The sequence below is a fragment of the Streptomyces sp. C36 genome (assembly GCF_040932295.1).
In the GTDB taxonomy this organism is placed as follows: Bacteria; Actinomycetota; Actinomycetes; order Streptomycetales; family Streptomycetaceae; genus Streptomyces; species Streptomyces triculaminicus.
This window is the reverse complement of sequence record NZ_JBFQGI010000012.1, coordinates 29,571-55,785: the sequence shown is the minus strand read 5'-3', so window position 1 is coordinate 55,785 and position 26,215 is coordinate 29,571. Positions and strand designations below refer to the sequence as shown.

Sequence of the window (26,215 nt, the reverse complement as noted above, 5' to 3'; positions counted from 1 at the left end):
CCGCACGGATCGTATCCGGTGCCGCGAGGCCCGGCGAGCCTTGGGACCTCACCCGGGCGTGACGAACCCGGACTCGTACGCGGCGATCACCGCCTGCGTCCGGTCCCGCGCCCCAAGCTTCGCCAGCACGGCGCTGACGTGCGACTTCACCGTCTCCGTGCCCAGCAGCAGGCTGCGGGCGATCTCCGGGTTGGACATCCCACGGGTCATCAGCCGCAGTACGTCCGCCTCGCGCGGGGTCAGCGCCGCCCGCTCCATCGCCGCGCGGGCGCGCTCGTTGCCGCGGGAGGCCGCGAGCCGGCGCAGCGCGGCCGGGAAGAGCAGCGAGTCCCCGGCGGCCACCGTGCGGACCGCCTGGACGATCTCCGCCGGGGCGGCGCGCTTGAGGAGGAAGCCGTCGGCGCCCGCGCGCAGCGCGTCGTAGACGTACTCGTCGTTCTCGAACGTCGTCACGACCAGGATCTTCGGCGGCTCGGTCACCGTGCGCAGCACGGTCCGGGTCGCCTCGATGCCGTCCAGCAGCGGCATCCGCACGTCCATCGCCACCACGTCCGGGCGCAGCCGCCGGACCAGCGGCAGGACGGCCGCGCCGTCCGACGCCTCGCCCGTCACCTCGATGTCGGGCTGGGCCTCGAGGATGGCGCGCAGCCCGGCGCGCACGAGGGGTTCGTCGTCGACGAGAAGAACGGTTATCGGCACCGGGTCACCCTAGATCGTCCAGCGGGAGCAGCACCCGCACCCGCCAGGCACCCTTGTGCACGCCGGTCTCGGCGTGGCCGCCGAGCAGCGCGGCGCGTTCGCGGATGCCGCGCAGGCCGCTGCCGCTCCCGCCGACACCGCGGGCGGCCGGCCGGTCGGGGGCGTCCAGCGGATTGCGGACGTCCAGCTCCAGTGCGGCCGCGCCGACCGCTATCCGTACGAGGACGTCGACGGGCCCCGCGTGGCGCACCACGTTGGTGAGCGCCTCCTGCACGATGCGGTAGCCCTCCCGCGAGACGGGCCCCGGCACCGTCTCCAGCGCACCCGTCACCTCCGCCGTGACCCGCGCGCCCGAGCCGCGGGCGGCGGCCAGCAACCGCTCGGCGTCCGCCAGCGAGGGGCGGTCGGCCAGCGGCTGGGCGTCCTCCCGCAGCACCCTCAGCACCCGCTCGAGGTCCTCCAGGGCGTGCCGCCCGGTCTCCTCGATCGCGGCCAGCGCCTGCCGGGTGAACTCCGGCGAGCCGGCCGCCCGCGCGGCGCCCGCCTGGACCACGGCCACGGTCAGGGCGTGCCCCACCGAGTCGTGCAACTCGCGGGCGATCCGGTTGTGTTCCAGCAGCCGCTCGGTGCGCTCCTCCAGCGCGGCCAGCCGCGCGGCCGCCGACGGGCCGAGCAGCGCGCGGGCGGCACGGGCCAGCAGCGCGCCGGCCGCGACGACGAACGCCGCGAACAGCGCGAGGACCGCCGGGGCGAGCGGCGCGTACCACCAGTGGGGCCCGAAGAGCGTCCCCGTCACCGGGACGCGCAGCGGCCGGTCCCCGCCGGCCGAGCGCAGCAGGCGGACCACCAGCGTGGGCACGTGCACGCTCACGTAGGCGGTCAGCAGGCCGAGTTCGTAGCGCAGCACCAACCACAGGGCGGTGCGCCGACGGTCCTCCCAGGAGGCCGACGGCGCCGGGACGACGTCCGGCTTCTCCTCGTCCCGCCGCCGGGGGAACAGCAGCAACTGGGCCTGCGTCCCCTCCGACAGCCGCACGCCGGGCAGCGCGGCGAGCGCGGCCAGCAGCGGCAGGGGCGCCACCAGGAGCCAGGCCGCGGCCGGGGTCTCCATGCGGCCGAGGCCGGGGAGGACGAACGCGAACACCGTGGCCAGGACCGTCGCCATGACCAGGTGCAGCCAGCGGGTGTACGTGACCGCGCGGGTCACCGGGCGCAGCGAATCGATCATGAGGCCATTCTCCCGGCCCCGCCCGCCCCGGCGACTCCCCCATGCGGGGGAGGAACCGCCCACCCGTGGGGGATCACCGGCCCGTGCCCCCGGCGGCAGCCTGGAGCCATGACCTCGATCGACATCCGCGAACTCACCAAGGCCTACGGGCCGGTGCGCGCCCTGGACCGGCTCACGGTCACCGTCCGCCCCGGCAGGGTCACCGGCTTCCTCGGCCCCAACGGCGCGGGGAAGTCCACCACCATGCGCCTCGTCCTCGGCCTGGACCGGCCGACCTCCGGCACGGCCCTGGTCGGCGGCCGGCCGTACACCTCCTTCGCCGAGCCGCTGCGGCACGTCGGCGCCGTGCTCGACGCGGCCGCCGCCCACCCGGCCCGGACCGCCCGCGACCACCTGCTCACCCTGGCCCTGAGCAACCGCATCACCGCCCGCCGGGTCGACGAGGTGCTCCAGGAGACCGGGCTGACGGCCGCCGCCCGGCGCCGCGTCCGCACCTTCTCGCTCGGCATGCGGCAGCGCCTGGGCCTGGCCGCCGCGCTGCTGGGCGACCCGCCCGTGCTGATGCTCGACGAGCCCACCAACGGCCTCGACCCCGAGGGCATCGTGCACCTGCGCCGCCTGACGCGCCGCCTGGCCGACGAGGGACGCACCGTCCTGATCTCCAGCCACCTCATGAGCGAGATCGCGCTGACGGCCGACCACCTCGTCGTCCTCGGCCGCGGCCGGCTGCTCGCCGACGCGCCCGTCAAGGACTTCATCGGCGAGGACGCCTCCCTGGAGGAGGCCTACTTCCGCCTCACCGCCGACTCCGCCGAATACACCACCCGGGAAGGCCGCTCCTGATGACGCTCACCCCCGTGCTCCGCTCCGAATGGACCAAGATCCGATCCGTCCGGTCGCTGCTCGTCACCCTGTCCGCCGTGTTCGTCGCGACCGTCGGCGTCACCGTGCTGGTGCACGCCATGGTCGGCAGGGCCGAGGCCGACAACGCGGACTTCGAGCCGGTCCACGGCTCCTACTTCGGCCTCAACTTCGGCCACATCGCCGCCGTCTGCTTCGGCGTCATGGCGACCGCGGGGGAGTACGGCGCCAGCGGCCAGATCCGGCTGTCGCTCGCCGCCGTGCCGCGCCGCGGGCTGTTCTTCGGGGGCAAGCTGGCGGTGCTGGCCGCCCTCGCGCTGCCGGTGGGCCTGGCGACCGGCTTCGGCTGCTTCCTGGGGGCGCAGGCGCTTCTCGGCGAGTACGGGGTGGGCCTGGGCACCCCCGGCGCGCTGCGGTCGGCGGTCGGCTGCGGCCTCTACCTCACCCTGCTCACCCTGTTCTCGGCGGGCGTGGCGGCGGTCGTCCGCAGCCAGGTCGGGGCGCTGTCCCTGCTCACGCCGTTCATCTTCCTGATCTCCCCGATCCTGTACGGCGTCTCCGGCATCGGCGACGTGGTGGCCTTCCTCCCGGACCGGGCCGGCCAGCAGATCCTCCACCCCCACCCCGAGGGCGTGCTCGGGGCCTGGGACGGGATGGGCGTGATGGCGCTGTGGACGGCCCTGGCCTTGGGCGCCGGCTGGTGGACGCTGCGCCGCCGTGACGCGTGATCAGTCGTCGGCGTCGGCCGCCGCGCGCAGCCGGGCGAACTCCTCCGCCATCCTCGGCAGCGTCCACTGGGCGTTGAGGCCGCTGGGGTTGGGCAGGGCCCAGATCCGGGTGCCGCCGAGGGTCCGCTCCTGCGGGCCGATCCCGGCCCGCTTGTCGCCGAAGGCGGTGCGGTAGGCGGTCACCCCGGCCACCGCCAGCCACTTCGGCCGCAGCAGCTCCACCTTCGCGGCGAGCAGCCGCCCGCCCTCGCGGAACTCCGCCGGGCCGAGCTCGTCGGCCCGCGCGGTGGCCCGCGCCACCACGTTGGTGATCCCCAGCCCGTACTCCAGCAGCTCCTCCTGCTCGGCGGGGAGCAGCAGGCGCGGCGTGAAGCCGGAGGCGTGCAGCACGGGCCAGAACCGGTTGCCGGGGCGGGCGAAGTGGTGGCCGGTGGCCGCCGACATCAGCCCGGGGTTGATGCCGCAGAACAGGACACGCAGACCGCCCGCGACCACATCGGGGACGAGGCGGTCGCGGGCGGCTTCGAGCTCTTGGGGAGTCATCCCTACAGGATGGACCCCGGCGCGTAGGCGGCGGCCTGCGGGTGCCGCTTGGCGATCTCCTCGACGCGGGCGACCACGGAGGCGACCTGCGCGCTCGCGGCACCGGTGAAGGACAGCTTGTCGGCCATCAGGGCGTCGAGCGCGGCGCGGTCCAGCGGGATGCGCTCGTCGGCGGCGAGCTTGTCCAGCAGTTCGTTGCGCTCGGCGCCCTGCTCGCGCATGGCGAGCGCGGAGGCCACCGCGTGCTCCTTGATGACCTCGTGCGCGACCTCGCGGCCGACGCCGGCGCGCACCGCGCCCATCAGCACCTTGGTGGTGGCGAGGAAGGGCAGGTAGCGGTCCAGCTCGCGGGCGACGACGGCCGGGAAGGCGCCGAACTCGTCGAGCACGGTCAGGAAGGTCTCCAGCAGGCCGTCCAGCGCGAAGAACGCGTCCGGCAGCGCGACGCGGCGCACCACGGAGCAGGAGACGTCGCCCTCGTTCCACTGGTCGCCCGCCAGCTCGCCGGTCATCGAGGCGTAGCCGCGCAGGATGACCATCAGGCCGTTGACGCGCTCGCAGGAGCGGGTGTTCATCTTGTGCGGCATGGCGGACGAGCCGACCTGACCGGGCTTGAAGCCCTCGGTGACCAGCTCGTGGCCGGCCATCAGGCGGATGGTCTTGGCGAGCGAGGAGGGGGCCGCGGCCAGCTGCACCAGCGCGGTCACCACGTCGTAGTCCAGCGAGCGCGGGTAGACCTGGCCGACGGAGGTGAAGGCGTTCGCGAAGCCGAGGTGGGCGGCGATCCGCTGCTCCAGCTCGTCGAGCTTGGCGGCGTCGCCGCCGAGCAGGTCGAGCATGTCCTGGGCGGTGCCGACGGGGCCCTTGATGCCGCGCAGGGGGTAGCGGGCGAGGAGCTCCTCGGTGCGGGCGAAGGCGACCAGCAGCTCGTCGGTCGCGGTCGCGAAGCGCTTGCCGAGGGTGGTGGCCTGGGCGGCGACGTTGTGCGAGCGGCCCGCCATGACCAGCTCGGCGTGGTCGGCGGCCAGCGTGCCGAGCCGGGCCAGGACGGCGACGACCCGGTCGCGCACCAGCTCGAGGGAGAGCCGGATCTGCAGCTGCTCGACGTTCTCGGTGAGGTCGCGGGAGGTCATGCCCTTGTGGACGTGCTCGTGGCCGGCGAGGGCGTTGAACTCCTCGATGCGGGCCTTCACGTCGTGCCGGGTGACCTTCTCGCGCTCGGCGATCGAGGCCAGGTCGACCTGGTCCAGGACCCGCTCGTAGTCGGCGAGGGCGGCGTCCGGCACCTCGATCCCCAGGTCCTTCTGCGCACGGAGGACGGCGAGCCACAGCCGCCGCTCCAGCGTCACCTTGTACTCGGGGGACCACAGCACGGCGAGCTCGGGGGAGGCGTAGCGGTCGGCCAGGACATTGGGGATGCGGGGCTTTGCAGTCACGTGGCCGAAGTCTACTGGTGATTCGTGCAGGTGGACGCCCCGCCCCGGCTTGTGGCTTGCTACGAGAGGCGGCCCGCGGGAGGCGGCCTACGGAAGCGGCGCCTCGTACGCCAGCAGCTCGCCGCGCTTGGGCGGCAGACCGTCCCCCGAGGAGCGGCCGGTGAGGCGGCGGCCGATCCAGGGCACCAGGTGCTCGCGCGCGAAGCGCAGGTCGGAGCCGCGCCGGGCGGCCCATCCCAGGGCCACGGCCGACGGGAGCGGCTCGCGCCAGTCGGACTCCGGGGCGTGACCGAGCGCCTGCCACACGGCCTCGGCCACCCGGCGGTGGCCCTCGGCGTTCAGGTGCAGCCGGTCCTCGGCCCACATCCGGGAGTCGCCCAGCGCCTCGGCCGAGAACAGGTCGACGACCAGGGCGCCGTGCCGCTCGGCCAGCGCGTCGATGAAGTCGAACAGCTGCTCCATGCGGGGCCGGAACCGCTCCATCACCGGGCCGCGCCGCCCCGGGCTGCGCATCAGCACCAGCTGCCGGCAGGTGGGGGCCAGCCGCTCCACCGCCTCGGCGAGCCGGGCGCACACCAGGTCCACGTCGCACTTGGGCCGCAGCACGTCGTTGAGGCCGCCCACCAGCGTCACCAGGTCCGCGCCCATGGCGGCGGCCGCGGGGGCCTGCTCGTCCGCGATCTGGCCGATCAGCTTGCCCCGCACGGCGAGGTTGGCGTACCGGAAGCCGGGGCCGCGGGCGGCCAGCCGCGCGGCGAGCAGATCCGCCCAGCCGCGGTACGAGCCGTCCGGCAGTCCGTCGGACATGCCCTCGGTGAAGGAGTCGCCCAGGGCGACGAAGCTGGTGTGCGTGTATGCGGCATTCATCGGCATGGCGCCGTGATCCTACCGCCGTGCGCGGTCTCCGCGCACGGCGGCCCGGAAGGCTTCAGGACCGGGTCCCGACCAGCTGGCGCAGCACGTCCTCGAGGGTGACCAGGCCGGCCAGCCGGTTGTCCTCGCCGATCACGGCGGCCAGGTGCGCGCCGGTGCCGCTCATCGCCCGGATCACGTCGTCCAGCGGGGTGTCCGCCCGGACCCGGGCGATCGGCCGCATCCGGCGCAGCGGGAAGGGCATGTCGCGGGGCCTGGCGTCCAGCGCGTCCTTCACATGCAGATAGCCCAGGATGCGGCCGGCGTCGTCGACGACGGGGAAGCGGGAGTAGCCGGACGAGGCGGACAGGCGCTCCAGCTCCTCGGGGGTGACTCCGAAGCGGGCCGAGACCACCTCCTCCAGCGGCATGACCACGTCCTCGACCGGGCGCTTGCCCAGTCCCAGGGCGTCGCGCAGCCGTGCGGTGGCCCGCTGGTCCAGCAGGCCCGCCTCGCTGGAGTCGGCGACCATCCGGGCCAGCTGGTCGTCCGAGAAGACGGCCGTCACCTCGTCCTTCGGCTCGACCCGCAGCAGCTTCAGCACCCCGTTGGCCAGCCGGTTGATCGCGAAGACGAACGGGCGCAGGGCGCGCGCCAGCGTCACCAGCGGCGGGCCCATCAGCAGGGCGGTGCGCACCGGCTCGGCGAGCGCGATGTTCTTCGGCACCATCTCGCCGAACAGCATGTGCAGATACGTCGCCACCGCCAGGGCGATGACGAACGACACCGGGTGGATCATGCCCTGCGGCACCCCGGTCGCGTGGAAGAGCGGCTCCAGGAGGTGGGCGATGGCGGGTTCGGCGACCACGCCGAGCACCAGCGTGCACAGCGTGATGCCGAGCTGGGCCGCCGCCATCAGGGCGGAGATGTGCCGCAGGCCCCACAGCACGCTGCGCGCGCGCCGGTCGCCGTGCTCGGCGTAGGGCTCGATCTGGCCCCGGCGTACGGAGATCATGGCGAACTCGGCGCCGACGAAGAAGGCGTTGGCGACCAGCGTCGCCAGGCCGATCAGCAGCTGGACGAAGGTCATCGGTCCGTCTCCCCGCCGAAGCCGCCGAAGAGGTCCGCGCCGGGCGGGGGAGCGGTCAGGCGCACCCGGGCCGCGCGGCGGCCCGAGGCGTCGGTGACCTCGATCCGCCAGCCGGCCACCTCCACCGTGTCGCCCTCGACCGGGATGCGGCCGAGCTCGGTGGCGACCAGGCCGGCCAGGGTCTCGTACGGGCCGTCGGGCGCGCGCAGCCCGATGTGCTCGAGCTGGTCGGTGCGGGCGGCGCCGTCCGCGTCGTAGAGCTTGCGACCGTCGGGGTCCTCGCCGGCCGGGGCCAGGTCGGGCAGCTCGTGCGGGTCGTGCTCGTCGCGGACCTCGCCGACGACCTCCTCGATGATGTCCTCCAGCGTGACCACGCCGGCCGTGCCGCCGTACTCGTCGATGACGACGGCCATGCTGCGCTTGCCGGAGAGCCGGTCCAGCAGCCGGTCCACGGTCAGCGACTCGGGCACCAGCAGCGGCTCGCGCAGCAGGCCGGTGACCGGCCGGTGGGTGCGCTCCTCGGCGGGTATGGCCAGGACGTCCTTGATGTGGGCGGTGCCGATGACGGTGTCCAGGGTCTCGCGGTAGACGGGGAAGCGGGACAGGCCGGTGGCCAGGGTGGCGTTGGCGACGTCCTCGGCGGTGGCGCGGGCGTCGAGCGCGATGACCTGCACGCGCGGGGTCATCACGTTCTCCGCCGTCAGGTCGGCGAGGTTGAGGGTGCGCACGAAGAGCTCGGCGGTGTCCTTCTCCAGGGCGCCCTCCCTGGCGGAGTGCCGGGCGAGGGCGATGAGCTCCTGCGGGCCGCGCGCGGTGGCGAGCTCCTCGGCGGGCTCCAGGCCCATGCGGTGCACCACGCGGTTGGCGGTGTTGTTCAGGTGCCGGATCAGCGGGCGGAAGGCCGCGCTGAAGGCGCGCTGCGGCCCGGCGACCCTGCGGGCGACGGGCAGCGGCCGGGAGATCGCCCAGTTCTTGGGCACCAGCTCGCCGGCCACCATCAGCACCACCGTGGACAGCACGGTGCCCAGGACCAGAGCGGCCTGGGAGGCCAGCGACTCGGGCAGGCCGACGGCCCGCATGGGGCCTGTGAGCAGAGCGGCGATGGACGGCTTGGAGATCATGCCGATGATCAGGCCGGTGACCGTGATGCCGAGCTGGGCGCCGGAGAGCTGGAAGGTCAGGCTGCGTACGGCCTTGAGGGCGCTCTCCGCGCCGGGCTCGCCGCTGTCGACGGCCCGCTCCAGCTCGGCGCGCTCCACGGTGGTGAGCGAGAACTCCGCCGCCACGAAGATCGCGCAGGCCAGCGTCAGCAGCAGCGCGAGCACCAGGAGGAGTACTTCGGTCATCGGTTCACCTCCGTCCCATGGTCGGGCAGGGGAAGAAGGACCGCGCGACGTCGGTACTCGGGACTACTGGGAGGCTCGCCCATGGGCGGACGCTCACACCTTTCACTCAGCGAAGAAGAAAAACCGATGGTCACCATCATGAAGCGACGGTGACCATCAATAGTAAAGGACGAGCAAAGCAGGCGGGGCCGGGTCAGCCCCGCAGCTCCTCGATCACCGGCGCGAACGCCTCCATGAAGGGCTCGAGCACGGTGAAGTAGGTGAAGCCGAAGCGCTCACGGTGGCCCCGGACACGCTCGGCGATCTCCTTGACCGAGCCGGTCAGCAGGGCGGGGTGGGCCAGGAACTCGTCCACGGTGAGGTCCTCCGTGTAGCCCATCAGCTCACGGGCCTTGGCGCGCGGGTCGCCGCCGACCGCCACGATCTGGACCAGGTAGTTCAGCTCGGCGGGCTCGGCCCGGTCGGCCGCGAAGCCCTGGTAGAGGGCCATGCGCTGCTCCAGGGCGGTGGGGCTGATCAGCCGCAGCCTGCCGTCGGCGTCGGTGGTCCCGCCGGTGAACGCCGCGATGTCGGCGTGCCGCGCGGCCAGCCGCAGCATGCGGTTGCCGTTCCCGCCGAGCAGCAGCGGCGGGCGCGGGGACTGCGTGGTCGCCGGGATGTGCTCGGGGTCGCCGAGCAGCCGGTCCAGCTCGGTGACGGTGCGCTCGAGGTGGTCGACCCGCTCGCGCGGCGAGCCGAACGGCAGCCCCGCGCTGTCGTGCTCGGCCTTCACGTATCCGGTGCCGAGCCCCAGCTCCAGCCTGCCGCCCGTGAGCTGGTCGGTGGAGGCCACCTCGCGAGCGAGGAGGGAGGGGTTCCAGAAGCCCGCGTTGAGCACGAACGTGCCGACCCGGGGCCGCTCGGTGGCCTCCGCTGCCGCCACCAGCGAGGGGAAGGGCGCGGGCATGCCCAGGTGGTCCGGCACGAGGATGACGTCGTAGCCGAGCGCCTCCGCCTCACGGCACTTCGCGCGCCACTCGGCGCCCGTGCCGGAGCCGAGCATGTTGACGGCGAAACGGAACGGTCGAGACGGTCGAGACATGGAGAACCCCCTGGTGTGTCGGTGCCGCCACCGTACCGGAGGATGGCTCCGTTTGTCTTCCCGTCAGCTCCTACGGACCTTCCCGCAGGCTCCCTACGGACTACGGACTACGGACTACGGACTACGGGCTACGGGCTACGGGCTACGGGCTAAGGACCGGGCCGGCGCTCCGGCTCGGCGGGCCGCCTGGCCACCCCCAGCACGCACGACGAAGCGGGCGAGGCGATTCCCCTCGCCGGCACCCGCAGACGGCGATACACCCCGACCTCGAACCCCGCCGCCTCGATCGCCCCCAGCGGATCGCGGGCCGTGTGGCAGCCGCCGAACAGCAGTGGCCACACCGTGCGGTCCAGCACCCGCTGCACCTGGGCCTGTGCCCGCCCCTGAGCCAGCCCGTGCTCGAAGAAACGCAGCTCACCGCCCGGCTTCAGCACCCGCCGCAGCTCCGCGAGCGACCGGCGTACGTCCCCCACCGAGCACAGCGTCAGGGACGTCACCGCCGCGTCGAAGGCCTCGCTCTTGACCGGCAGCGCCTCCGCGACGCCCGGCACCACGTCCACCGGCACGCCGGCCCGGACCGCGGTCTCCACCGCGTGGCGCCGCAGCAGCCGCTCGGGCTCGATCGCCACGACCTCCGAGACGGTGGCCGGATAGTGGGCGAAGTTCAGGCCGTTGCCCGCGCCGATCTCGATCACCCGCCCCGACAGCCCCGCCAGCAACTCCCGGCGGTGCGCGGCCACGCCGGCCCGCTCGTCGACGACCGGGCTCCACCGGGCGTACGCCCGGGCGAACAGCGGGTGATGCACGGCGTCGTGCGGTGTTCTCCTGCGGCGCAGCGGCATGAGGCACCCCTTTCCCGGGGGACGGCGAGGGGATTTTTCCCCTTCACGACCGTCCCGAACCGGGACCGCGCCCCGATGCGCCCGCGGGTGTTCAGTCCTGCTGCTCGGCCGTGAAGCGGGCGGCGTCCCAGGTGCCGTGCAGCGCCGGCGCCAGCCAGGTGGGGGCCACGCCCCGGAAGTCCTCGGGGGGAAGCGTGCCCGCGCCCTCCGGGACGGCGCCCAGCAGCGGGGCGCCCGCCGCCCGCGGCAGGTCGGCGAGGTTGCAGCGCATGGCGAGGTCGGGGGCGGCCGGCCAGCTGCCGATGACCACGCCCGCGCAGGTCAGGCCCCGCGTGCCCAGGGCCTCGGCGGTCAGGGCGGTGGTGTTGAGCGTGCCCAGGCCGGCCTGGGCGACGAGCAGCACGGGCGCCCCCAGCAGCGCGGCCGCGTCCGCGAGGGTGGCGCCCGCCTCGTCCAGCCGGACCAGCAGGCCGCCCGCGCCCTCGACCAGGACCAGGTCGTGGGAGTCCGCGAGCTCGCGCGCCGCCCGCTCGATCTCCGCCGGCCCCACGGGCGCCAGGCCCGCCCGGCGGGCCGCCGTGTCGGGCGCCAAGGGCTCGGGGAAGCGGGCCAGTTCGGCGCCGGTCACCCCGCCCGCCAGCCGCAGCACCTCCGCGACGTCGCCCGGCTCGTGGGCCGCCACCCCGGTCTGGGCCGGCTTGAGCACGGCCACCGAACGGCCCGCGGCCAGCGCGGCCGCCGCGACGGCCGCCGTCACCACGGTCTTGCCGACCTCCGTGCCCGTTCCCGTGACGATCAGTACCGTCATGACTCCCCGTCCCTTTCTTCTCTGTCGTCAGCCCTCGCGGGCCACCGCGCGCACCGCCGCGCAGATCCGCTCGACGTCCGCGTCCTCGGTGATGTACGGCGGCATCGTGTACACGAGGTTGCGGAACGGCCGCAGCCACACGCCCTCGCGGACCGCGGCGCGCGTCGCGGCCGCCATGTCCACCTCGTGGTCGAGCTCGACGACCCCGATGGCACCGAGCACCCTGACGTCCCGTACGCCCGGCAGCGACTCCGCGCCGGCCAGGCCGTCCCGCAGCCCGGCCTCGATCCGCTTGACGTCCGTGCGCCAGTCCCGCGACAACAGCAGGTCGATCGAGGCGTTCGCGATCGAACAGGCCAGCGGGTTGCCCATGAACGTGGGGCCGTGGGCGAGCACCGGTACGTCGCCGGAGCTGATGCCCTCCGCCACCCGCGTGGTGCACAGCGTGGCGGCCAGGGACACATAGCCGCCGGTCAGCGCCTTGCCGACGCACATGACGTCGGGGGTGATCCCCGCGTGCTCCGCCGCGAAGAGCCGGCCCGTCCGGCCGAAGCCGGTCGCGATCTCGTCGAGGACCAGCAGCACGTCGTGCTCGTCGCACGCCGCCCGCAGCACCCGCAGGTACTCCGGGTCGTGGAAGCGCATGCCGCCCGCGCCCTGCACCACCGGCTCGACGACGACGGCGGCCAGCTCATGGGCGTGGCGCGCGATCGTCTCCCGCAGGTGCGCCGAGTACGCCGGCACCGCGTGCGTCTCATGGGCGTGCGGCGGCATGTCCGCGAACGCCTGCCGCTGCAGCACCCCGGACCACAGCTGGTGCATGCCGCCATCCGGGTCGCACACCGACATCGGCTGCCAGGTGTCGCCGTGATAGCCGCCGCGCCAGGTCATCAGGCGCTGCTTCTCCGGGCGCCCGACCGAGCGCCAGTACTGCAGGCACATCTTCACGGCCACCTCGACCGACACCGATCCGGAGTCGCTGAGGAAGACGTGCTCGAGGCCCTCGGGGGTGATCTCCACCAGCCGGGCGGCCAGCCGCACGGCGGGCTCATGGGTGAGCCCGCCGAACATCACATGGCTCATCCGGCCCAGCTGCTCGCGGGCGGCCTCGTTGAGCACCGGGTGGTTGTAGCCGTGCACGGCCGACCACCACGACGACATGCCGTCCACCAGCTCGCGCGAGCCGTGGGCCGGCTCGGCCAGACGCAGCCGGACCCCGGCCGCCGACTCGACGACCAGGGGGTCCTGGCGGCCCGGCATCGGGCCGTAGGGGTGCCATACGTGCCGGCGGTCGAGGTCGACCAGCCGGTCCACGGGGATCGGCTCAGGCATTGGGCGGCAGATCCGTCCCCGCGCCACGGCGGCGCACGGCCACCAGGTCCGTACGGGCCTCACCGGCTCCGGCCCCGGCCGCGGCCGGCACGGCGGTCTCCGCCGGCTCCTCGGCCGCGGCACCGCCGCCACCGCACGGCCCGCAGCCGCCGCCCGCGTGCGATCCGCAGCCGCTCGCCGCGTGCGAGCCGCAGCCCGCCGCCACCGCGTCCGCCCGGTGCTCGGGCAGGGTCGTGGTGCCCGCGCCCTCCACCTCGAAGCCCGCGTCCGCGATCATCGCCAGGTCGGCCTTGCCCTCCTGGCCCTCACTGGTCAGGTAGTCGCCGAGGAAGATCGAGTTGGCGATCTGCAGCGCCAGCGGCTGCATGGTGCGCAGGTGCACCTCGCGGCCGCCCGCCAGCCGGACCTCCACGTCCGGGCAGACGAACCGCACCATCGCCAGGATCCGCAGGCAGCGCTGCGGGGTGAGGTTCCACTCCTTGCCCAGCGGCGTCCCCTCGAAGGGGATGAGGAAGTTGACCGGCACCGAGTCCGGGTCCAGCTCCCGCAGCGAGAAGACCACGTCCACCAGGTCCGCGTCGCTCTCGCCCATGCCCGCGATCAGCCCGGAGCAGGCGGACATGCCCGCCGCGTGGGCCTGGCGCACGGTCTCGACGCGGTCGGCGTAGGTGTGGGTGGTGGTGATGTCGCCGTAGGTGGCTTCGGAGGTGTTGAGGTTGTGGTTGTAGGCGTCGGCACCCGCCGCGCGCAGCCGGTCCGCCTGGCCGTCGGAGAGCAGCCCGAGGCACGCGCACACCTCGACGCCCTCGTTCCCCTCCTTGATCGCCTCGATGGTCTTGGAGACCCGGTCGACGTCCCGGTCCGTCGGCCCGCGGCCGCTGGCCACCAGGCAGACCCGCTTGGCGCCGCCGGCGATGCCCGCGGCCGCCGCCTTCGAGGCGTCCTCCGGCTTGAGCCAGGTGTACTTGAGGATCTCGGCCTTGGAGCCCAGGCGCTGCGAGCAGTACGAGCAGTCCTCCGGGCACAGCCCGGACTTCAGGTTGACCAGATAGTTGAGCTTCACTCGTCGCCCGAACCACTTGCGGCGCACCTTGCCCGCGGCGGCGACCACGTCGAGCAGCTCGTCGTCGGAGGTCGCCAGGACGGCGAGAGCCTCTTCGCGGGTCGGCAGCTCGCGCCGCAACCCCTTGTCCACCAGCGTGTTCAGCAGGTCCATGGCGCCGATCCTTGCCTACGGCCCCCGCTTTGGCCAAGGAGAGATCGCACAACAGGCGTCGATTCAGGTGTGTGTATTGCCACACCCTGACCGGGCGCGGCGGCGGATACGTTTTATGCAAACCCCACAGAACCACTCGAGGGACGGCCCATGCCCAAGGATCCGTTCGACTGGATCGAAGCACAGCACGAACGGCTCCGCGCCGCCGGCCTGCTGCGGACCCTGCGGCCCCGCCCGGCCGACGCCGGCCCGACCGACCTGGCCGGAAACGACTACCTGGGCCTGACCCGCCACCCCGAGGTCACCGAGGCCGCCGCGGCCGCGGCCCGCCGCTGGGGCGCCGGCGCCACCGGCTCCCGCCTGGTCACCGGCAGCACCGAGCTGCACGCCCGGCTGGAGCGGGAGCTCGCCGCGTTCTGCGGCTTCGAGGCGGCGCTCGTCTTCTCCTCCGGCTACGCCGCCAACCTGGCCGCCGTCACCGCGCTGTCCGGACCCTCCGCCGCCACCCTGCTGGTGTGCGACGAGAGCAACCACGCCTCCCTCATCGACGGCTGCCGGCTCGCGCGCGCCGAGCGGGCGATCGTGCCGCACGCCGACCCGGAGGCCGTCGCCAAGGCGGTGGCCGCGCACGAGGGCCGGGCGCTGACGATCACCGACTCCGTCTTCTCGGTGGACGGCGACGCGGCCCCGCTGCGCGCGCTGGCCGAGGCCTGCCGCGCGGGCGGCGCGGCGCTGCTGGTGGACGACGCGCACGGCCTCGGCGTGCTGGGGGACGGCGGCCGGGGAGCCCTCCACGCGGCCGGGCTGGCGGGCGACGCGGACGTCGTCGCCACCGTCACCCTGTCCAAGTCGCTCGGCAGCCAGGGCGGCGCGGTGCTCGGCCCCGCCCGGGTCATCGACCACCTCGTCAGCACCGCCCGCAGCTTCATCTTCGACACCGGCCTGGCGCCCGCCGCGGTCGGCGCCGCCCTGGCGGGCCTGGGGGTGCTGCGCCGCGAGCCGGAGCGGGCGGCCCGGGTGCGGGCCGTGGCCGGCGAGCTGCACCGGCGGGTGACGGAGGCAGGACTGACGGCGGTGCGCCCCGACGCGGCGGTGGTGTCCGTGCGGGCCCCCTCACCGGAGGCCGCGGTGCGCTGGGCGGCCGACTGCCGGGAGGCGGGGCTCGCGGTCGGCTGCTTCCGGCCGCCGTCCGTGCCCGACGGCATTTCCCGGCTGCGGCTGACCGCGCGCGCGGACCTCACGGACGAGCGGATCGCGCAGGCGGCCGACACGATCGTACGGACCGCGCCGGCCGCCTGAGGCGCTCAACCTCCCAGGGTGAGACCGGCGGAGCCGCTGAGGGCTCCGCCGGGCCTCCCGCCGCGCAGGTCCGTCGTGAACGCGGACCAGGCGCGGGGGGAGAACAGCAGCACGGGCCCCGGTGTGCGCTTGGAATCGCGCACGGCGAGCAGTTCCGGTGCCAGTACGGCCGTTTCGACGCAGTTGTTCATCCCGGTGCTGTGGCTGCTCCGGTGCCACGCTCCGACGTGCGGGGCGCGGTGACGACACCGGGCCGGGTGGTGAGCCGATCGAGAGGGAACGTACCGAGGCATTGCGGGCATGTTGCCTCCTTACGCGCCGTCGCTGATCCCGGCGATGTATTCCAGTGATTTCTCGTGCGAGAGGGCGTGCGCACGCAGCGTGGCGAAGGCCGAGCCGTAGGCCCGGAGGTCTTCCTTCTGCTCGAGGTAGAGGCTACTCGTCAAATGGTCGAGAACAACCACGTCCAGATCGGCGATGCGCGGAAATGAGAAGATAACGAAAGGCCCCGTGATGCCGATATGGTTGCCGCTGGTGAACGGCAGCACATGCAGGCGCACATGCGGCAACGACCCCTGGTCCAGCAGATGCCGCAGCTGCCCCGCCATCACCTCCGGCCCGCCGACCTCGTGCCGCAGCACCGCCTCGTCGAGCACCGCGCACAGCTCCAGCGGCCGTTCGCGGCCGAGGACCGCCTGCCGGGCCATCCGCACCCGGACGAGCTCCTCGACCAGGTCGGCCGGCGGGTCGCACAGCGCCGCCCGGGTCACCGCACGGGCATACGCCGGCGTCTGCAGCAGACCGGGCACCACCGTGGTCTCGAGCGTCCGCGAACGACAGGCCTCCGACTCCAGGCTGATGAAGTCGAGATACGCCGAAGGCAGCAGATCCCGGTAGGCGTACCACCAGCCGCGCCGCGGGCCCTCCGAGCCCTTCGTCCCGGCTCCGCACAGCGCCCCCAGCAGGGCCCGCAGTTCCGGGTCCGAGACGCTGTAGACATCGAGCAGCCGGGCCACGTCCGCGGGCTTCACGCCACTGCTGCCCGTCTCGATCCGGCTCACCTTCGACTGGTGCCAGCCCACCGCGCAGGCGGCCTCCCGGCTGGTCATCCCCCTCAGTTCGCGCTGGCGCCGCAGTTCCGCGCCGAGTTTGCGGCGGCGCACCGCGGGTCCGTACCGCATCAGCTCTCCCTCCCCGCCGCTGAAATCCCCACGTGCAGAGTCAATAGACCAGTGTGGCGCCCCCATCCGGTCGCTCGCGGAAGGGTTCACCGCTTCGAGCGACAGATATATCCACAATCCGGTGGAACGCGCCCATGACCACCCTTATCAGTGGCACTCTGTCACGAAGAGCCGCCGGAACCGCACCCGACTTCACTGCACTTCACGCGTCATCGCGTCGGAAGTCCGGTCCCGGTGGGAAAGGGACAGCGCCATGGCAGACCACCAGGAAGCAACCGTCACTCTGCCGAGCGCCCCCGCCTCGGTCTCCACCGCGCGCCGCTACGTCACGGACGTCCTGTCGGAGTGGGGCCTGCCCGACGACCCGGAGGCCGTCGACGCCGTCCGGCTGATCGTCTCCGAACTGGCCACCAATGCCGTGCAGCACACCCGCGGACAGTCGCCCACCTTCACCGTGGACCTCCGGCTCGACCGGGGCGAGCAACTGCGGATCGGGGTCACGGACAGCCATCCGTGCCACCCCCGGCGCATGCCCGCCGCCGTTCAACGGGACAACGGACGCGGGCTGGTCATCATCCGCTGCCTGACCGCCGAGCACGGCGGACGGCTGTGTGTGACCCCGACCGCCGACGGCGGCAAGACGGTGTGGATCCGTCTGCCGTGGACGCCGCCGGTCCGCTGACCGGCGGCGCGAAGGGGCCGGGCGGAGGCGTCCGCCCGGCCCGGCGCTCTCGTGGAGCGCGCTGGGGACCTGTGGGTCCAAGGGTGCTGCGGGTGCCGGTGGGGCACCGAGGGGCAGTCGGGTCCGCTGCCACGGAAGATGTGCCACGACGAGGGAAGAGGTGCGAGGACGTACGTCGGGTGCCGAGGCGTGCCGGGTTCCGGTGCGCTGCCGGTCCGGCGCCCATGAGGTCAGCCGTTGACGCGTCCGTACGAGACGCTCTGGGTCCAGATCCGCTCGAGGCGGACGACCGAGCCGGTCTTCGGGGCGTGCCAGATCTGGTTGTTCCCGGCGTAGATGCCCACGTGGTAGACGCCGCCCCGGCCGTGGAAGAACACCAGGTCGCCGCGCTCACGGGTGAAGCCGGGAATGTGCCGGGTGTGGTTGAACTGGTCCTGCGCCGTGCGGGGCAGCCGTTTTCCGGCCTGCTTGAAGGAGTACTGGGTCAGTCCCGAGCAGTCGAAGCGGTACGGACCTGTCGCGCCCCACTGGTAGGGGGAGCCGGCCTTCGAGGCCGCGATCCGCAGGGCGTTGGTGGAGAGCGTCGCCGCTTCCGCCTCGGTCGCGCCGACGGGTGCCAGCACTGTGGCACCGACGGCCGCCAGGGTGAGGGCGGATTTCACGGTCAGGGGTACGGTCCCGGCCTTGGAGAGCATCGAGGGACGTTTGTGAGCGCCCATGCCAAACCCTTCGTCAGCCGCCTGTGAAGGATGACCTGTCGGGTTCGGGCAGGCGAAGAATGCCCGGCCGCCGAAGCGGCTTCACCCCAAGGGATGACCGGCGTTGTCGCGTGCCGGTCGTCCCGTCGTGCCTGGGTCCTCCATCCCCGCCGGTGCAATCGTGTCGACCCGTCGTCCCGGGCGGCGGCGGGGTTCGGCGTCCGCCCGGTCCGCCCCGCCGTGGTGGCGGGGTCTTGTCGTCGGGGGGATCTTGGCGCAGTCGCGGCGGCCGGGCCGAGAGGATCCGGCGTTATGTGAGCCTCGTCACCTCTGAGTAATTCGGGTGGACGCGCGGCGGTTCGATGGTCACGGCTTCGCCCTGGTGAGGTCGCCACCTGCGGCGGAGCGATCTCCCCGGGTGCGCAATGAGCACACCGCCCGAGGTGATCGACACGCGCCGTCTACGATCGCCTCCGCTGTCTGAAGGAGATCGGGGGATGAATGTTTCCGTTCCTCAGTTCGCCGTCGGCGGCGGCGACTTCACCCGGCGTGCTCCCCTGATCCCCGCCCGAGATCCGCATCGCCCGTGCCAGGATGCTCGCGCACACCTCGCGTTCGTCCCGTCCGTACGGGACCGGGAGCGCGGCGCGCGGCCCGGCGGCCGCGATCGCGAGCGTCTGCGCGGCTCGTAGCGCGCCGTACGTGTCGTGCGTGCGAGCCGGGGTGATCCGTCCGAGGAGATCCAGTACTTCCCGGCGACGGCCTGCCGCCGCGCCCCCGGCGGGGCGGCGGGGCGATGGAGGCGACAGGTCCGGTTCAACCGGGCCCGCCATGACGGTCGGCGGGCCCGCCATGACAACGCAAAGACCGGGTCAGCGGAGTTAACGCGTTGGAAAAGCTTGCGTCCTAATCTGCACTCAGCGGCCACGGGGAGAAGAACCCCAGGTCAACACTGTGTTGAGGTGGGACGCATGCAACTATCCCCGCACGAGCAGGAACGGCTGCTCATCCATGTGGCCGCCGACGTCGCCGAGCGTCGCCGGGCCCGCGGGCTGCGCCTCAACCACCCCGAAGCGATCGCTCTGATCACCGTGCACATCCTCGAGGGCGCCCGCGACGGCCGCACCGTGGCCGAGCTGATGTCCTCCGGGCGCAAGGTGCTCACGCGCGACGAAGTCATGGACGGGATCCCCGAGATGATCCACGACGTCCAGGTCGAGGCCACCTTCCCGGACGGGACGAAGCTCGTCACCGTCCACGAACCCATCGCGTGACGGGGAGAGACGGATGATTCCCGGAGAGATCCTGTACGCCGCCGAGCCCGTACGGCTCAACGAAGGACTGCACCGCACCCGGCTGACCGTCCTCAACGCCGCCGACCGGCCCGTACAGGTCGGCTCGCACTACCACTTCGCCGAGGCGAACCCCGGCCTGGACTTCGACCGCGCGGCCGCGCGCGGCAAGCGCCTGGACGTCGCCGCCGGCACCGCCGTGCGCTTCGAGCCGGGCATCCCGGTGGAGGTGGCCCTCGTCCCCATCGGCGGCAAGCGCGTGGTCGAGGGCCTGCGCGGCGAATGCGGTGGACCCCTCGATGCCTGAGCTCACCCGCGCCGCCTACGCCGATCTCTACGGGCCGACCGCCGGCGACCGCGTCCGGCTCGCCGACACCGACCTCGTCGTCGAGATCGAGGAGGACCGCTGCGGCGGCCCCGGCCGGGCCGGGGACGAGGCGGTCTTCGGGGGCGGCAAGGTCATCCGCGAGTCGATGGGCCAGTCCCGCGTCACCCGCGCCGAGGGCGCCCCCGACACCGTCATCACCGGTGCCGTCGTCCTCGACCACTGGGGCGTGGTCAAGGCCGACGTCGGCCTGCGCGACGGCCGGATCACCGGCGTCGGCAAGGCCGGCAACCCCGACACCATGGACGGCGTCCACCCCGACCTCGTCATCGGCCCCGAGACCGAGATCATCGCCGGCAACGGCCGGATCCTCACCGCCGGCGCCATCGACGCCCATGTCCACTTCATCTGCCCACAGCTGGCCGACGAGGCCCTCGCCTCCGGCATCACCACCCTCCTGGGCGGTGGCACCGGCCCCGCCGAGGGCAGCAAGGCCACCACCGTCACCCCGGGCGCCTGGCACCTCGCCCGGATGTTCGAGGCCATGGAGGACTCGCCCCTCAACATCGGCCTCCTCGGCAAGGGCAACACCGTCTCGCACGACTCCCTGCGCGCCCAGCTGCGGGCCGGAGCCGTCGGCTTCAAGATCCACGAGGACTGGGGGGCCACCCCGGCCGCCATCGACGCCTGCCTGAACGTGTGCGAGGAGAGCGGCGCCCAGCTCGCCATCCACACCGACACCCTCAACGAGGCCGGCTTCGTCGGCGACACCCTCGCCGCGATCGCCGGCCGCTCCATCCACGCGTACCACACCGAGGGCGCGGGCGGCGGTCACGCGCCCGACATCATCACGGTGGTCTCCGAGGCCAACGTCCTGCCCAGCTCCACCAACCCCACCCGGCCGCACACCGTCAACACCGTCGACGAACACCTCGACATGCTGATGGTCTGCCACCACCTCAACCCGGCCGTCCCCGAGGACCTCGCCTTCGCCGAGTCCCGCATCCGGCCCTCCACCATCGCCGCCGAGGACGTCCTGCACGACCTCGGCGCGATCTCGATCATCTCCTCGGACTCCCAGGCCATGGGCCGCGTCGGCGAGGTCGTGCTGCGCACCTGGCAGACCGCGCACGTCATGAAGAGGCGGCGCGGCGCCCTGCCGGGCGACGGCCCCGCCGACAACGCCCGCGCCCGGCGCTACGTCGCCAAATACACCATCAACCCGGCCGTCGCCCAGGGCCTCGACCACGAGATCGGCTCCGTCGAGACCGGCAAGCTCGCCGACCTCGTGCTGTGGGAGCCGGCCTTCTTCGGCGTCCGGCCCCAGCTGGTCATCAAGGGAGGCCAGATCGCCTACGCGCAGATGGGCGACGCCAACGCCTCCATCCCCACCCCCCAGCCCGTCCTGCCCCGGCCCATGTTCGGCGCGCGCGGACGCGCCCCGGCCGGCAACTCCCTGAACTTCGTGACCCAGTGGGCCATGGACGACGGGCTCCCCGAGCGGCTGGGGCTGGGCAAGCGCTTCGTCCCCATCCTGAGCACACGCGGCGTCACCAAGGCCGACATGCGCAACAACGACGCCCGCCCCCACGTGGAGGTCGACCCGGACACCTTCACGGTCACGATCGACGGGGAGCCGGTGGAGCCGCGCCCGGCGGCGGAACTGCCCATGGCCCAGCGCTACTTCCTCTTCTGACGGGGCGGCCACCGATGAGCACCCTCTCCGCCGCGCTTCTCGTCCTGGCCGACGGCCGCTTCCCCGCCGGGGGCCACGCCCACTCCGGGGGCGCCGAGGCGGCCGTCGAGGCCGGCCGGATCACGGACGGCGCGTCGCTGGAGTCGTTCTGCCGGGGACGGCTGCACACCGCCGGGCTGACCGCGGCGGGACTCGCCGCCGCGGCCGCCGCCGGACTCGACCCGCTCGCCCTCGACGCGGCCGCCGACGCCCGCACCCCCTCACCCGCCCTGCGCGCCGCCGCGCGCCGGCTCGGCCGCCAGCTGACACGCGCCGCGCGGGCCGCCTGGCCCTCGCCCGACCTCGACGACCTCGCGGCGGCCCGGCCGCGCGGCGCCCACCAGCCCGTCGTCCTCGGACTGGTCGCACGGGCCGCGGGGCTCGGGCCGCTCGCGGCCGCGTACGCCGCCGCGTACGAGGCGGTGAGCGGGCCGGCGACGGCGGTGGTGCGGTTGCTGAGCCTCGATCCGTTCGAGGCGACGGCGGTGCTGGCGCGGCTCGCTCCCGAGCTCGACCACGTGGCCGTCCTGGCGGCCGAGGCGGCGGGGCGGGCGCTGACCGAGGGCCTGGACGCCCTGCCCGCGCCGGCGGCGCCGTTGCTCGACATCACCGCGGAGCAGCACGCCGCCTGGCCGGTGCGGCTGTTCGCCACGTAGTCGAGCCCCGGTCCCGCCCTTTCGCCGTTTCCTGGGGCTCCGCCCCAGACCCCGGTCCTCAATCGCCGGACGGGCTGAATTCAGCCCGTCCGGCGACCCCACCCCCAACCCCCGGAGGGACCATGCACCTCGACCACCCCGACACCTACCCCCACCGCCACACCTACAGCGACCCCACCCGCCCGGACGGCACCCGCCGCGCGCTGCGGATCGGGCTCGGCGGGCCCGTCGGGTCCGGGAAGACCGCGACGGTCGCGGCCCTGTGCCGGACACTGCGCGACGAGTTGTCCATCGCCGTGGTCACCAACGACATCTACACCCGCGAGGACGCCGAGTTCCTGCTGCGCGAGGCCGTGCTGCCGCCGGAGCGCATCACGGCCGTGGAGACCGGCGCCTGCCCGCACACCGCGATCCGCGACGACATCTCCGCCAACCTCGAGGCGGTCGAGGACCTCGAGGAGGCGACCGGGCCGCTGGACCTTGTCCTCGTCGAGTCCGGTGGCGACAACCTCACCGCCACGTTCTCCAAGGGCCTGGTCGACGCGCAGATCTTCGTCATCGACGTGGCCGGCGGCGACGACATCCCGCGCAAGGGCGGCCCCGGCGTCACCACCGCGGATCTCCTGGTCGTGAACAAGACCGACCTCGCGCCCTACGTCGGCGTCGACCTGGCCGGCATGGCCCGCGACGCGAAGGCCCAGCGCGGCGAGCTGCCCGTCGCCTTCACGTCCCTGGCCGCCGGGGACGGCGTGGCGCCGGTGCGCGACTGGGTGCGCGAACGGCTCGCCGCGTGGACGGCCACGGCGCCGTGACGGTCACGGACGTCGCGCCGGCGCCCGGCGCCGGGCTGCGGGCCGCCGCCCGGATCGTCGCCGCCCCCGACGGCAGGGGCGGCACGGCCCTGCCCGTCCTCGAGGGCGCGGGCCCCTTCGCGCTGCGCCGGCCGCGCTCGTACGGGCACGAGGCCCGCGTCGCGCTGGTCGGTGCGATGAGCGCGCCGCTCGGCGGCGACCGGCTCGCCCTGACCGCGGACGTCGGGGCGGGCGCCGCGCTGTGCTTCACCACCACGGCGGCCACGATCGCGCTGCCCGGGCGCACGGGCGCGCCGGCCACGTACGACACGCGGCTGACCGTCGGCGACGGCGGCTCGCTGCGCTGGCTGCCCGAGCCGCTGATCTCCGCCCGCGGCAGCGACCTGCGCCAGAGCACCCGCGCCGACCTCGCCGCCACCGCCTGCCTGGTGCTGCGCGAGGAGCAGGTGCTGGGCCGGGCGGGGGAGGTGACCGGGCGGCTCACCACCCGGCTGACGGTCCGTCGGTCGGGCCGCCCGCTGCTGGACCAGGAGTTGGCGTACGGGCCGGGGGCGCCGGGCGGATGGGACGGCGGCGCGGTGCTCGGCGGCCACCGGGCCGTGGGTCAACTCCTGGTCGTCCACCCCGGCTTCGAGGGGAGTCCCGTGGCCCCTCGGGCGCTCGGCCCGCTGGCCGCTCTCGCGCCCCTGGCCGGGCCGGGCGCGGTGGTGAGCGCCGTCGCACCGGACGCACTGGCCCTGCGCAGGCTGCTGGATTCGGCGCTATCCCAGCTGAATGCCGTAATCCGGGCGTTTTAACGGGTGTTGGGGCGAAGGGCGTCACATGGGGCGTTCCATGTTTCGTCGTGTTTACGGATGAGTAAAGAACGCCCTTACACCCTGTCCTTTGTGGCATGGGAGGCGAAAGGATTCCCCTCTGCAGACCGCGTGATCATCGCCGCTTCCGGCGACACACTCAGCAGGGGGATTCCTACTTTGAGATCAAACGCGATATTCGGTGCGGCCGGCACGGCCGTGGCCGGCGCCCTCGTCGCCGGCTTCCTGGCCGCGCCGTCGGCCGGGGCCGCGTCGTCGGTGCCGGGCGGCGCCGCCGAGGCCAAGGGCGTCAAGATCGCCGCTGACCGGGCCGCCAAGTCCGGCGTCAAGTGGCAGGACTGCCCCGCCGACTGGGGGCTGGACAAGATCCAGTGCGGATGGGTCACCGTCCCCGTCGACTACGCCAAGCCCAACGGCCGCACCATCAAGATCGCCGTCGACCGGACCCGTTCCACGGGCAAGCCGAGCGAGCGTCAGGGCTCCCTCGTCTACAACCCGGGTGGTCCGGGCGGTTCCGGCCTGTCCTTCCCCAAGCGGGTCGTGACCGGCAACCCGCTGTACGCCAACATCGCGAAGGCCTACGACTTCGTCGGCTTCGACCCGCGCGGTGTGGGCCACTCGGCTCCGATCTCCTGCGTCGACCCCCAGGAGTTCGTCAAGGCCCCCAAGGCCGACCCGGTGCCCGGCAGCGAGGCCGACAAGCGCGCCCAGCGCAAGCTCGCCCGGGAGTACGCGGACGGCTGCGCGGAGCGCAGCGGCGACATGCTGCCGTACATGACGACGGCGAACACCGCCCGTGACGTGGACGTCGTCCGCGCCGCCCTGGGCGACAAGAAGCTCAACTACCTCGGTGTCTCCTACGGCACCTACCTGGGCGCCGTCTACGGCACGCTGTTCCCGAACCACGTCCGGCGCATGATCGTCGACAGCGTCGTCAACCCGGACCGGGACAACATCTGGTACAAGGCCAACCTCGAGCAGGACATCGCCTTCGAGGGCCGGTTCAAGGACTGGGAGGACTGGGTCGCCAAGAACGACTCCTACTTCCACATCGGCGACACCCGCGCCAAGGTCCAGGCCGAGTGGGAGAAGCTCCGCGCCACCGCCAAGAAGCAGCCCGTGGGCGGCCTCGTCGGCCCGGCCGAGCTGATCAACTACTTCCAGGGCGCCGCGTACTACGACCGCTCGTGGGTCCCGGTCGCCGAGACCTGGAAGAAGTACCGCGCCGGTGACGAGAAGGCGCTCGTCCAGGCGGCGGGCCCGGACCTGACCGACAAGGCGGGCAACATCACCGCCGAGAACGGCAACGCCGTCTACACCGCGGTCGAGTGCGCCGACACCAAGTGGCCCACCAGCTGGGCCAAGTGGGACCGCGACAACACCCGCATCCACCGCCAGGCCCCCTTCATGACCTGGGCCAACGCCTGGATGAACCTGCCCTGCGCCACCTGGAAGGGCCCGCAGTACACCCCGGTCGAGGTCGCCACGCACAAGGGTCTGCCCAAGACCCTCATCGTGCAGTCCGACCGTGACGCCGCCACCCCGTACGCGGGCGCGGTGGAGCTGCACAAGCGCTTCCGCGGCTCGCAGCTGATCACCGAGAAGGGTGCCGGCTCGCACGGCGTCACGGGTCTGACCAACCCGTGCGTCAACCAGCGTGTGGACGCCTACCTCCTGACCGGCAAGCTCGACGGCGGCTCGGACGTGACGTGCGCCCCGCACGCCACCCCGGAGGTCCCGAAGGCCGCGACGAAGTAAGCGGTTCACGGCACACGTAGCAGCGCCCGGCCCCGCCGGTCCCTCCCCGAGGGACCGGCGGGGCCGAGTGCGTTCCTAGGGCGTGTCCTAGGGCGCCGGCGGGGCCCAACCGGGTGGCCGCACACCCCCACACGGGCGACGGCGACCGTGCGGTTCCTTGCCGCGCGCGGGTACGGCGCGGTGGCCTGGCCCGGCAGCGTCCCCCAGGAGGCACACCATGTCCGTACGCACCAGCACGGCCGCGGCCGCGGCGGCGGCGACCGTCCTGCTCGCCCTGCCCCTGGCCGCGGCCCCGGCCGCCGCCCGCGACCAGACCGAGGGCCGGCTCTTCCTCACCCTCTCCGGCGCGCAGAACACCTGGATCCGCGGCGTCCGGCTCGCCTGCCCGGGGCCGGTCGGCCACCACCCGCACGCCGCCGAGGCCTGTCAACGCCTCGGCAGGGCGGCGGGCCGGCCCGACGCCCCGCCCGTCGCCGGCGAGAAGCCCCCGGCTCCCTGCGCCAAGGAGAGCGATCCGGTCACCGCGTCCGTCGACGGAGACTGGCGGGGCGGTCAGGTCGCCTGGCGCAGGACCTACCCCAACGCCTGTGTCCTCGAGGCCGCTACCGGCCCCGTCTTCCGCTTCTGACGCCCCGGGCCGGCCCCGCGGCCCCTCACGTCCCGCGGGCCGCCAGCGTGCCGATCGTCGTCAGGCCCAGGACCACCCACGCGAACCACAGCCACCCGTCGCCGCCGATCGTGACCGTATAGGCGGTCACCAGGACCAGGGCGCCGACCGTCAGGGCCGCCATCGTCTTCGCCGATCCGGGCATCCCGTACCTCCTCACGGCGGCCCGGGCGGGAAAACGCGCGGACCGCGGCCAGGAGAACATCGTCTCCCCGCCGCGGTCCGTACCGCCA

The 26,215-nt window shown here is 73.6% G+C and carries 28 protein-coding genes and 1 riboswitch; of the genes, 12 read left to right on the top strand and 16 right to left on the bottom strand.

Going from position 1 to position 26,215, the window contains the following annotated elements:
• Positions 1-48 precede the first annotated feature (48 nt).
• Both AB4K12_RS29270 and AB4K12_RS29265 read right to left on the bottom strand, forming a co-directional pair.
• Entirely contained in the window at positions 49-699 is a 651-nt protein-coding gene (locus AB4K12_RS29270; protein ID WP_368437622.1) for a response regulator, read from the bottom strand.
• A 4-nt stretch (positions 700-703) separates the two neighbouring features.
• Positions 704-1,927, bottom strand: coding sequence for a sensor histidine kinase (locus AB4K12_RS29265; RefSeq protein ID WP_368437620.1), 1,224 nt, complete (start codon positions 1,925-1,927; stop codon positions 704-706).
• A 108-nt stretch (positions 1,928-2,035) separates the two neighbouring features.
• Here AB4K12_RS29265 and AB4K12_RS29260 point away from each other — a divergent pair, with 108 nt between their 5' ends.
• Positions 2,036-2,770, top strand: a complete 735-nt coding sequence (locus tag AB4K12_RS29260) for an ABC transporter ATP-binding protein (protein WP_368437618.1) — start codon at positions 2,036-2,038, stop codon at positions 2,768-2,770.
• Positions 2,770-3,516: an ABC transporter permease gene (locus AB4K12_RS29255; protein WP_368437616.1), complete on the top strand. Its 747-nt coding sequence runs from the start codon at positions 2,770-2,772 to the stop codon at positions 3,514-3,516. Before AB4K12_RS29260 ends, AB4K12_RS29255 begins: the two co-directional genes overlap by 1 nt.
• Here AB4K12_RS29255 and mug read toward each other — a convergent pair whose 3' ends face one another.
• From mug to bioB, 10 genes are all read right to left on the bottom strand, one after another.
• Complete coding sequence (mug, locus tag AB4K12_RS29250) at positions 3,517-4,059, bottom strand: G/U mismatch-specific DNA glycosylase (protein WP_086568299.1); 543 nt, start codon at positions 4,057-4,059, stop codon at positions 3,517-3,519. It abuts the gene before it with no gap.
• A gap of 2 nt (positions 4,060-4,061) precedes the next feature.
• A complete protein-coding gene (purB, locus tag AB4K12_RS29245) occupies positions 4,062-5,495 on the bottom strand; it encodes an adenylosuccinate lyase (RefSeq protein ID WP_368437615.1) in 1,434 nt (477 codons plus the stop codon).
• Between the two features lie 87 nt (positions 5,496-5,582).
• Positions 5,583-6,368: an SGNH/GDSL hydrolase family protein gene (locus AB4K12_RS29240; RefSeq protein ID WP_368437613.1), complete on the bottom strand. Its 786-nt coding sequence runs from the start codon at positions 6,366-6,368 to the stop codon at positions 5,583-5,585.
• Between the two features lie 55 nt (positions 6,369-6,423).
• Complete coding sequence (locus AB4K12_RS29235; RefSeq protein WP_368437612.1) at positions 6,424-7,437, bottom strand: hemolysin family protein; 1,014 nt, start codon at positions 7,435-7,437, stop codon at positions 6,424-6,426.
• Positions 7,434-8,783: a hemolysin family protein gene (locus AB4K12_RS29230; protein ID WP_368437610.1), complete on the bottom strand. Its 1,350-nt coding sequence runs from the start codon at positions 8,781-8,783 to the stop codon at positions 7,434-7,436. The genes AB4K12_RS29235 and AB4K12_RS29230 overlap by 4 nt, the downstream gene beginning before the upstream one ends.
• A gap of 193 nt (positions 8,784-8,976) precedes the next feature.
• Positions 8,977-9,864 (bottom strand): LLM class F420-dependent oxidoreductase, encoded by an 888-nt coding sequence (locus AB4K12_RS29225; protein WP_368437608.1) that lies wholly within the window; start codon positions 9,862-9,864, stop codon positions 8,977-8,979.
• 149 nt (positions 9,865-10,013) lie between these two features.
• The gene (locus tag AB4K12_RS29220) at positions 10,014-10,706 is read right to left on the bottom strand and encodes a class I SAM-dependent methyltransferase (protein WP_368437606.1); all 693 of its coding nucleotides are present in this window, start codon (positions 10,704-10,706) and stop codon (positions 10,014-10,016) included.
• A 91-nt stretch (positions 10,707-10,797) separates the two neighbouring features.
• Positions 10,798-11,514: a dethiobiotin synthase gene (gene bioD / locus AB4K12_RS29215; RefSeq protein WP_368437605.1), complete on the bottom strand. Its 717-nt coding sequence runs from the start codon at positions 11,512-11,514 to the stop codon at positions 10,798-10,800.
• Positions 11,515-11,541: 27 nt separating this feature from the next.
• Complete coding sequence (locus AB4K12_RS29210; RefSeq protein WP_368437603.1) at positions 11,542-12,846, bottom strand: adenosylmethionine--8-amino-7-oxononanoate transaminase; 1,305 nt, start codon at positions 12,844-12,846, stop codon at positions 11,542-11,544.
• Positions 12,839-14,062, bottom strand: a complete 1,224-nt coding sequence (gene bioB, locus AB4K12_RS29205; RefSeq protein ID WP_368437602.1) for a biotin synthase BioB — start codon at positions 14,060-14,062, stop codon at positions 12,839-12,841. The genes AB4K12_RS29210 and bioB overlap by 8 nt, the downstream gene beginning before the upstream one ends.
• A 150-nt stretch (positions 14,063-14,212) precedes the next feature.
• Here bioB and AB4K12_RS29200 point away from each other — a divergent pair, with 150 nt between their 5' ends.
• Positions 14,213-15,361 carry an 8-amino-7-oxononanoate synthase gene (locus AB4K12_RS29200; RefSeq protein ID WP_368437600.1) on the top strand — a complete coding sequence of 383 codons (1,149 nt, stop codon included), beginning with the start codon at positions 14,213-14,215 and terminating at the stop codon, positions 15,359-15,361.
• A gap of 5 nt (positions 15,362-15,366) precedes the next feature.
• Here AB4K12_RS29200 and AB4K12_RS29195 read toward each other — a convergent pair whose 3' ends face one another.
• Together AB4K12_RS29195 and AB4K12_RS29190 are read right to left on the bottom strand one after the other, a co-directional pair.
• Positions 15,367-15,663, bottom strand: a complete 297-nt coding sequence (locus AB4K12_RS29195) for a DUF397 domain-containing protein (RefSeq protein ID WP_368437597.1) — start codon at positions 15,661-15,663, stop codon at positions 15,367-15,369.
• 9 nt (positions 15,664-15,672) lie between these two features.
• The gene (locus AB4K12_RS29190; protein WP_362254752.1) at positions 15,673-16,542 is read right to left on the bottom strand and encodes a helix-turn-helix transcriptional regulator; all 870 of its coding nucleotides are present in this window, start codon (positions 16,540-16,542) and stop codon (positions 15,673-15,675) included.
• Positions 16,543-16,795: 253 nt separating this feature from the next.
• Here AB4K12_RS29190 and AB4K12_RS29185 point away from each other — a divergent pair, with 253 nt between their 5' ends.
• A complete protein-coding gene (locus tag AB4K12_RS29185) occupies positions 16,796-17,224 on the top strand; it encodes an ATP-binding protein (protein WP_368437595.1) in 429 nt (142 codons plus the stop codon).
• 230 nt (positions 17,225-17,454) lie between these two features.
• On the opposite strand, the gene AB4K12_RS29180 is transcribed toward AB4K12_RS29185, so the two are convergent.
• Positions 17,455-17,943 carry a C40 family peptidase gene (locus AB4K12_RS29180; RefSeq protein ID WP_362254746.1) on the bottom strand — a complete coding sequence of 163 codons (489 nt, stop codon included), beginning with the start codon at positions 17,941-17,943 and terminating at the stop codon, positions 17,455-17,457.
• 3 nt (positions 17,944-17,946) lie between these two features.
• Positions 17,947-18,152: riboswitch (cyclic di-AMP (ydaO/yuaA leader) on the bottom strand.
• A gap of 741 nt (positions 18,153-18,893) precedes the next feature.
• On the opposite strand from AB4K12_RS29180, the gene AB4K12_RS29175 reads away from it, so the two are divergent.
• The 8 genes from AB4K12_RS29175 to AB4K12_RS29140 all read left to right on the top strand — a co-directional run bounded on the left by AB4K12_RS29175 (position 18,894) and on the right by AB4K12_RS29140 (position 25,943).
• The gene (locus AB4K12_RS29175; RefSeq protein WP_086568272.1) at positions 18,894-19,196 is read left to right on the top strand and encodes an urease subunit gamma; all 303 of its coding nucleotides are present in this window, start codon (positions 18,894-18,896) and stop codon (positions 19,194-19,196) included.
• 13 nt (positions 19,197-19,209) lie between these two features.
• Positions 19,210-19,521 (top strand): urease subunit beta, encoded by a 312-nt coding sequence (locus AB4K12_RS29170; protein WP_368437593.1) that lies wholly within the window; start codon positions 19,210-19,212, stop codon positions 19,519-19,521.
• Positions 19,514-21,235, top strand: a complete 1,722-nt coding sequence (locus AB4K12_RS29165; protein ID WP_368437591.1) for an urease subunit alpha — start codon at positions 19,514-19,516, stop codon at positions 21,233-21,235. The genes AB4K12_RS29170 and AB4K12_RS29165 overlap by 8 nt, the downstream gene beginning before the upstream one ends.
• Before the next feature lie 14 nt (positions 21,236-21,249).
• Complete coding sequence (locus tag AB4K12_RS29160) at positions 21,250-21,930, top strand: urease accessory protein UreF (RefSeq protein ID WP_368437589.1); 681 nt, start codon at positions 21,250-21,252, stop codon at positions 21,928-21,930.
• A 122-nt stretch (positions 21,931-22,052) separates the two neighbouring features.
• Positions 22,053-22,742 (top strand): urease accessory protein UreG, encoded by a 690-nt coding sequence (ureG, locus tag AB4K12_RS29155; protein ID WP_368437588.1) that lies wholly within the window; start codon positions 22,053-22,055, stop codon positions 22,740-22,742.
• Positions 22,721-23,539: an urease accessory protein UreD gene (locus AB4K12_RS29150; RefSeq protein WP_368437586.1), complete on the top strand. Its 819-nt coding sequence runs from the start codon at positions 22,721-22,723 to the stop codon at positions 23,537-23,539. The genes ureG and AB4K12_RS29150 overlap by 22 nt, the downstream gene beginning before the upstream one ends.
• A 177-nt stretch (positions 23,540-23,716) precedes the next feature.
• Positions 23,717-25,315 (top strand): alpha/beta hydrolase, encoded by a 1,599-nt coding sequence (locus AB4K12_RS29145; RefSeq protein WP_368437584.1) that lies wholly within the window; start codon positions 23,717-23,719, stop codon positions 25,313-25,315.
• Positions 25,316-25,532: 217 nt separating this feature from the next.
• Entirely contained in the window at positions 25,533-25,943 is a 411-nt protein-coding gene (locus AB4K12_RS29140; protein WP_368437582.1) for an SSI family serine proteinase inhibitor, read from the top strand.
• Positions 25,944-25,968: 25 nt separating this feature from the next.
• Here AB4K12_RS29140 and AB4K12_RS29135 read toward each other — a convergent pair whose 3' ends face one another.
• The gene (locus AB4K12_RS29135; RefSeq protein WP_179198899.1) at positions 25,969-26,127 is read right to left on the bottom strand and encodes a hypothetical protein; all 159 of its coding nucleotides are present in this window, start codon (positions 26,125-26,127) and stop codon (positions 25,969-25,971) included.
• Positions 26,128-26,215: the final 88 nt, after the last annotated feature.

Coding starts and splice junctions, on each gene's coding strand:
- AB4K12_RS29265 (WP_368437620.1), bottom strand. CDS start 1,927: ATGATCGATTCGCTGCGCCCGGTGACCCGCGCGGTCACGTACACCCGC.
- AB4K12_RS29260 (WP_368437618.1), top strand. CDS start 2,036: ATGACCTCGATCGACATCCGCGAACTCACCAAGGCCTACGGGCCGGTG.
- AB4K12_RS29255 (WP_368437616.1), top strand. CDS start 2,770: ATGACGCTCACCCCCGTGCTCCGCTCCGAATGGACCAAGATCCGATCC.
- mug (WP_086568299.1), bottom strand. CDS start 4,059: ATGACTCCCCAAGAGCTCGAAGCCGCCCGCGACCGCCTCGTCCCCGAT.
- AB4K12_RS29240 (WP_368437613.1), bottom strand. CDS start 6,368: ATGCCGATGAATGCCGCATACACGCACACCAGCTTCGTCGCCCTGGGC.
- AB4K12_RS29235 (WP_368437612.1), bottom strand. CDS start 7,437: ATGACCTTCGTCCAGCTGCTGATCGGCCTGGCGACGCTGGTCGCCAAC.
- AB4K12_RS29230 (WP_368437610.1), bottom strand. CDS start 8,783: ATGACCGAAGTACTCCTCCTGGTGCTCGCGCTGCTGCTGACGCTGGCC.
- AB4K12_RS29225 (WP_368437608.1), bottom strand. CDS start 9,864: ATGTCTCGACCGTCTCGACCGTTCCGTTTCGCCGTCAACATGCTCGGC.
- AB4K12_RS29220 (WP_368437606.1), bottom strand. CDS start 10,706: ATGCCGCTGCGCCGCAGGAGAACACCGCACGACGCCGTGCATCACCCG.
- bioD (WP_368437605.1), bottom strand. CDS start 11,514: ATGACGGTACTGATCGTCACGGGAACGGGCACGGAGGTCGGCAAGACC.
- AB4K12_RS29210 (WP_368437603.1), bottom strand. CDS start 12,846: ATGCCTGAGCCGATCCCCGTGGACCGGCTGGTCGACCTCGACCGCCGG.
- bioB (WP_368437602.1), bottom strand. CDS start 14,062: ATGGACCTGCTGAACACGCTGGTGGACAAGGGGTTGCGGCGCGAGCTG.
- AB4K12_RS29200 (WP_368437600.1), top strand. CDS start 14,213: ATGCCCAAGGATCCGTTCGACTGGATCGAAGCACAGCACGAACGGCTC.
- AB4K12_RS29195 (WP_368437597.1), bottom strand. CDS start 15,663: ATGCCCGCAATGCCTCGGTACGTTCCCTCTCGATCGGCTCACCACCCG.
- AB4K12_RS29190 (WP_362254752.1), bottom strand. CDS start 16,542: ATGCGGTACGGACCCGCGGTGCGCCGCCGCAAACTCGGCGCGGAACTG.
- AB4K12_RS29185 (WP_368437595.1), top strand. CDS start 16,796: ATGGCAGACCACCAGGAAGCAACCGTCACTCTGCCGAGCGCCCCCGCC.
- AB4K12_RS29180 (WP_362254746.1), bottom strand. CDS start 17,943: ATGGGCGCTCACAAACGTCCCTCGATGCTCTCCAAGGCCGGGACCGTA.
- AB4K12_RS29175 (WP_086568272.1), top strand. CDS start 18,894: ATGCAACTATCCCCGCACGAGCAGGAACGGCTGCTCATCCATGTGGCC.
- AB4K12_RS29170 (WP_368437593.1), top strand. CDS start 19,210: ATGATTCCCGGAGAGATCCTGTACGCCGCCGAGCCCGTACGGCTCAAC.
- AB4K12_RS29165 (WP_368437591.1), top strand. CDS start 19,514: ATGCCTGAGCTCACCCGCGCCGCCTACGCCGATCTCTACGGGCCGACC.
- AB4K12_RS29160 (WP_368437589.1), top strand. CDS start 21,250: ATGAGCACCCTCTCCGCCGCGCTTCTCGTCCTGGCCGACGGCCGCTTC.
- ureG (WP_368437588.1), top strand. CDS start 22,053: ATGCACCTCGACCACCCCGACACCTACCCCCACCGCCACACCTACAGC.
- AB4K12_RS29140 (WP_368437582.1), top strand. CDS start 25,533: ATGTCCGTACGCACCAGCACGGCCGCGGCCGCGGCGGCGGCGACCGTC.
- AB4K12_RS29135 (WP_179198899.1), bottom strand. CDS start 26,127: ATGCCCGGATCGGCGAAGACGATGGCGGCCCTGACGGTCGGCGCCCTG.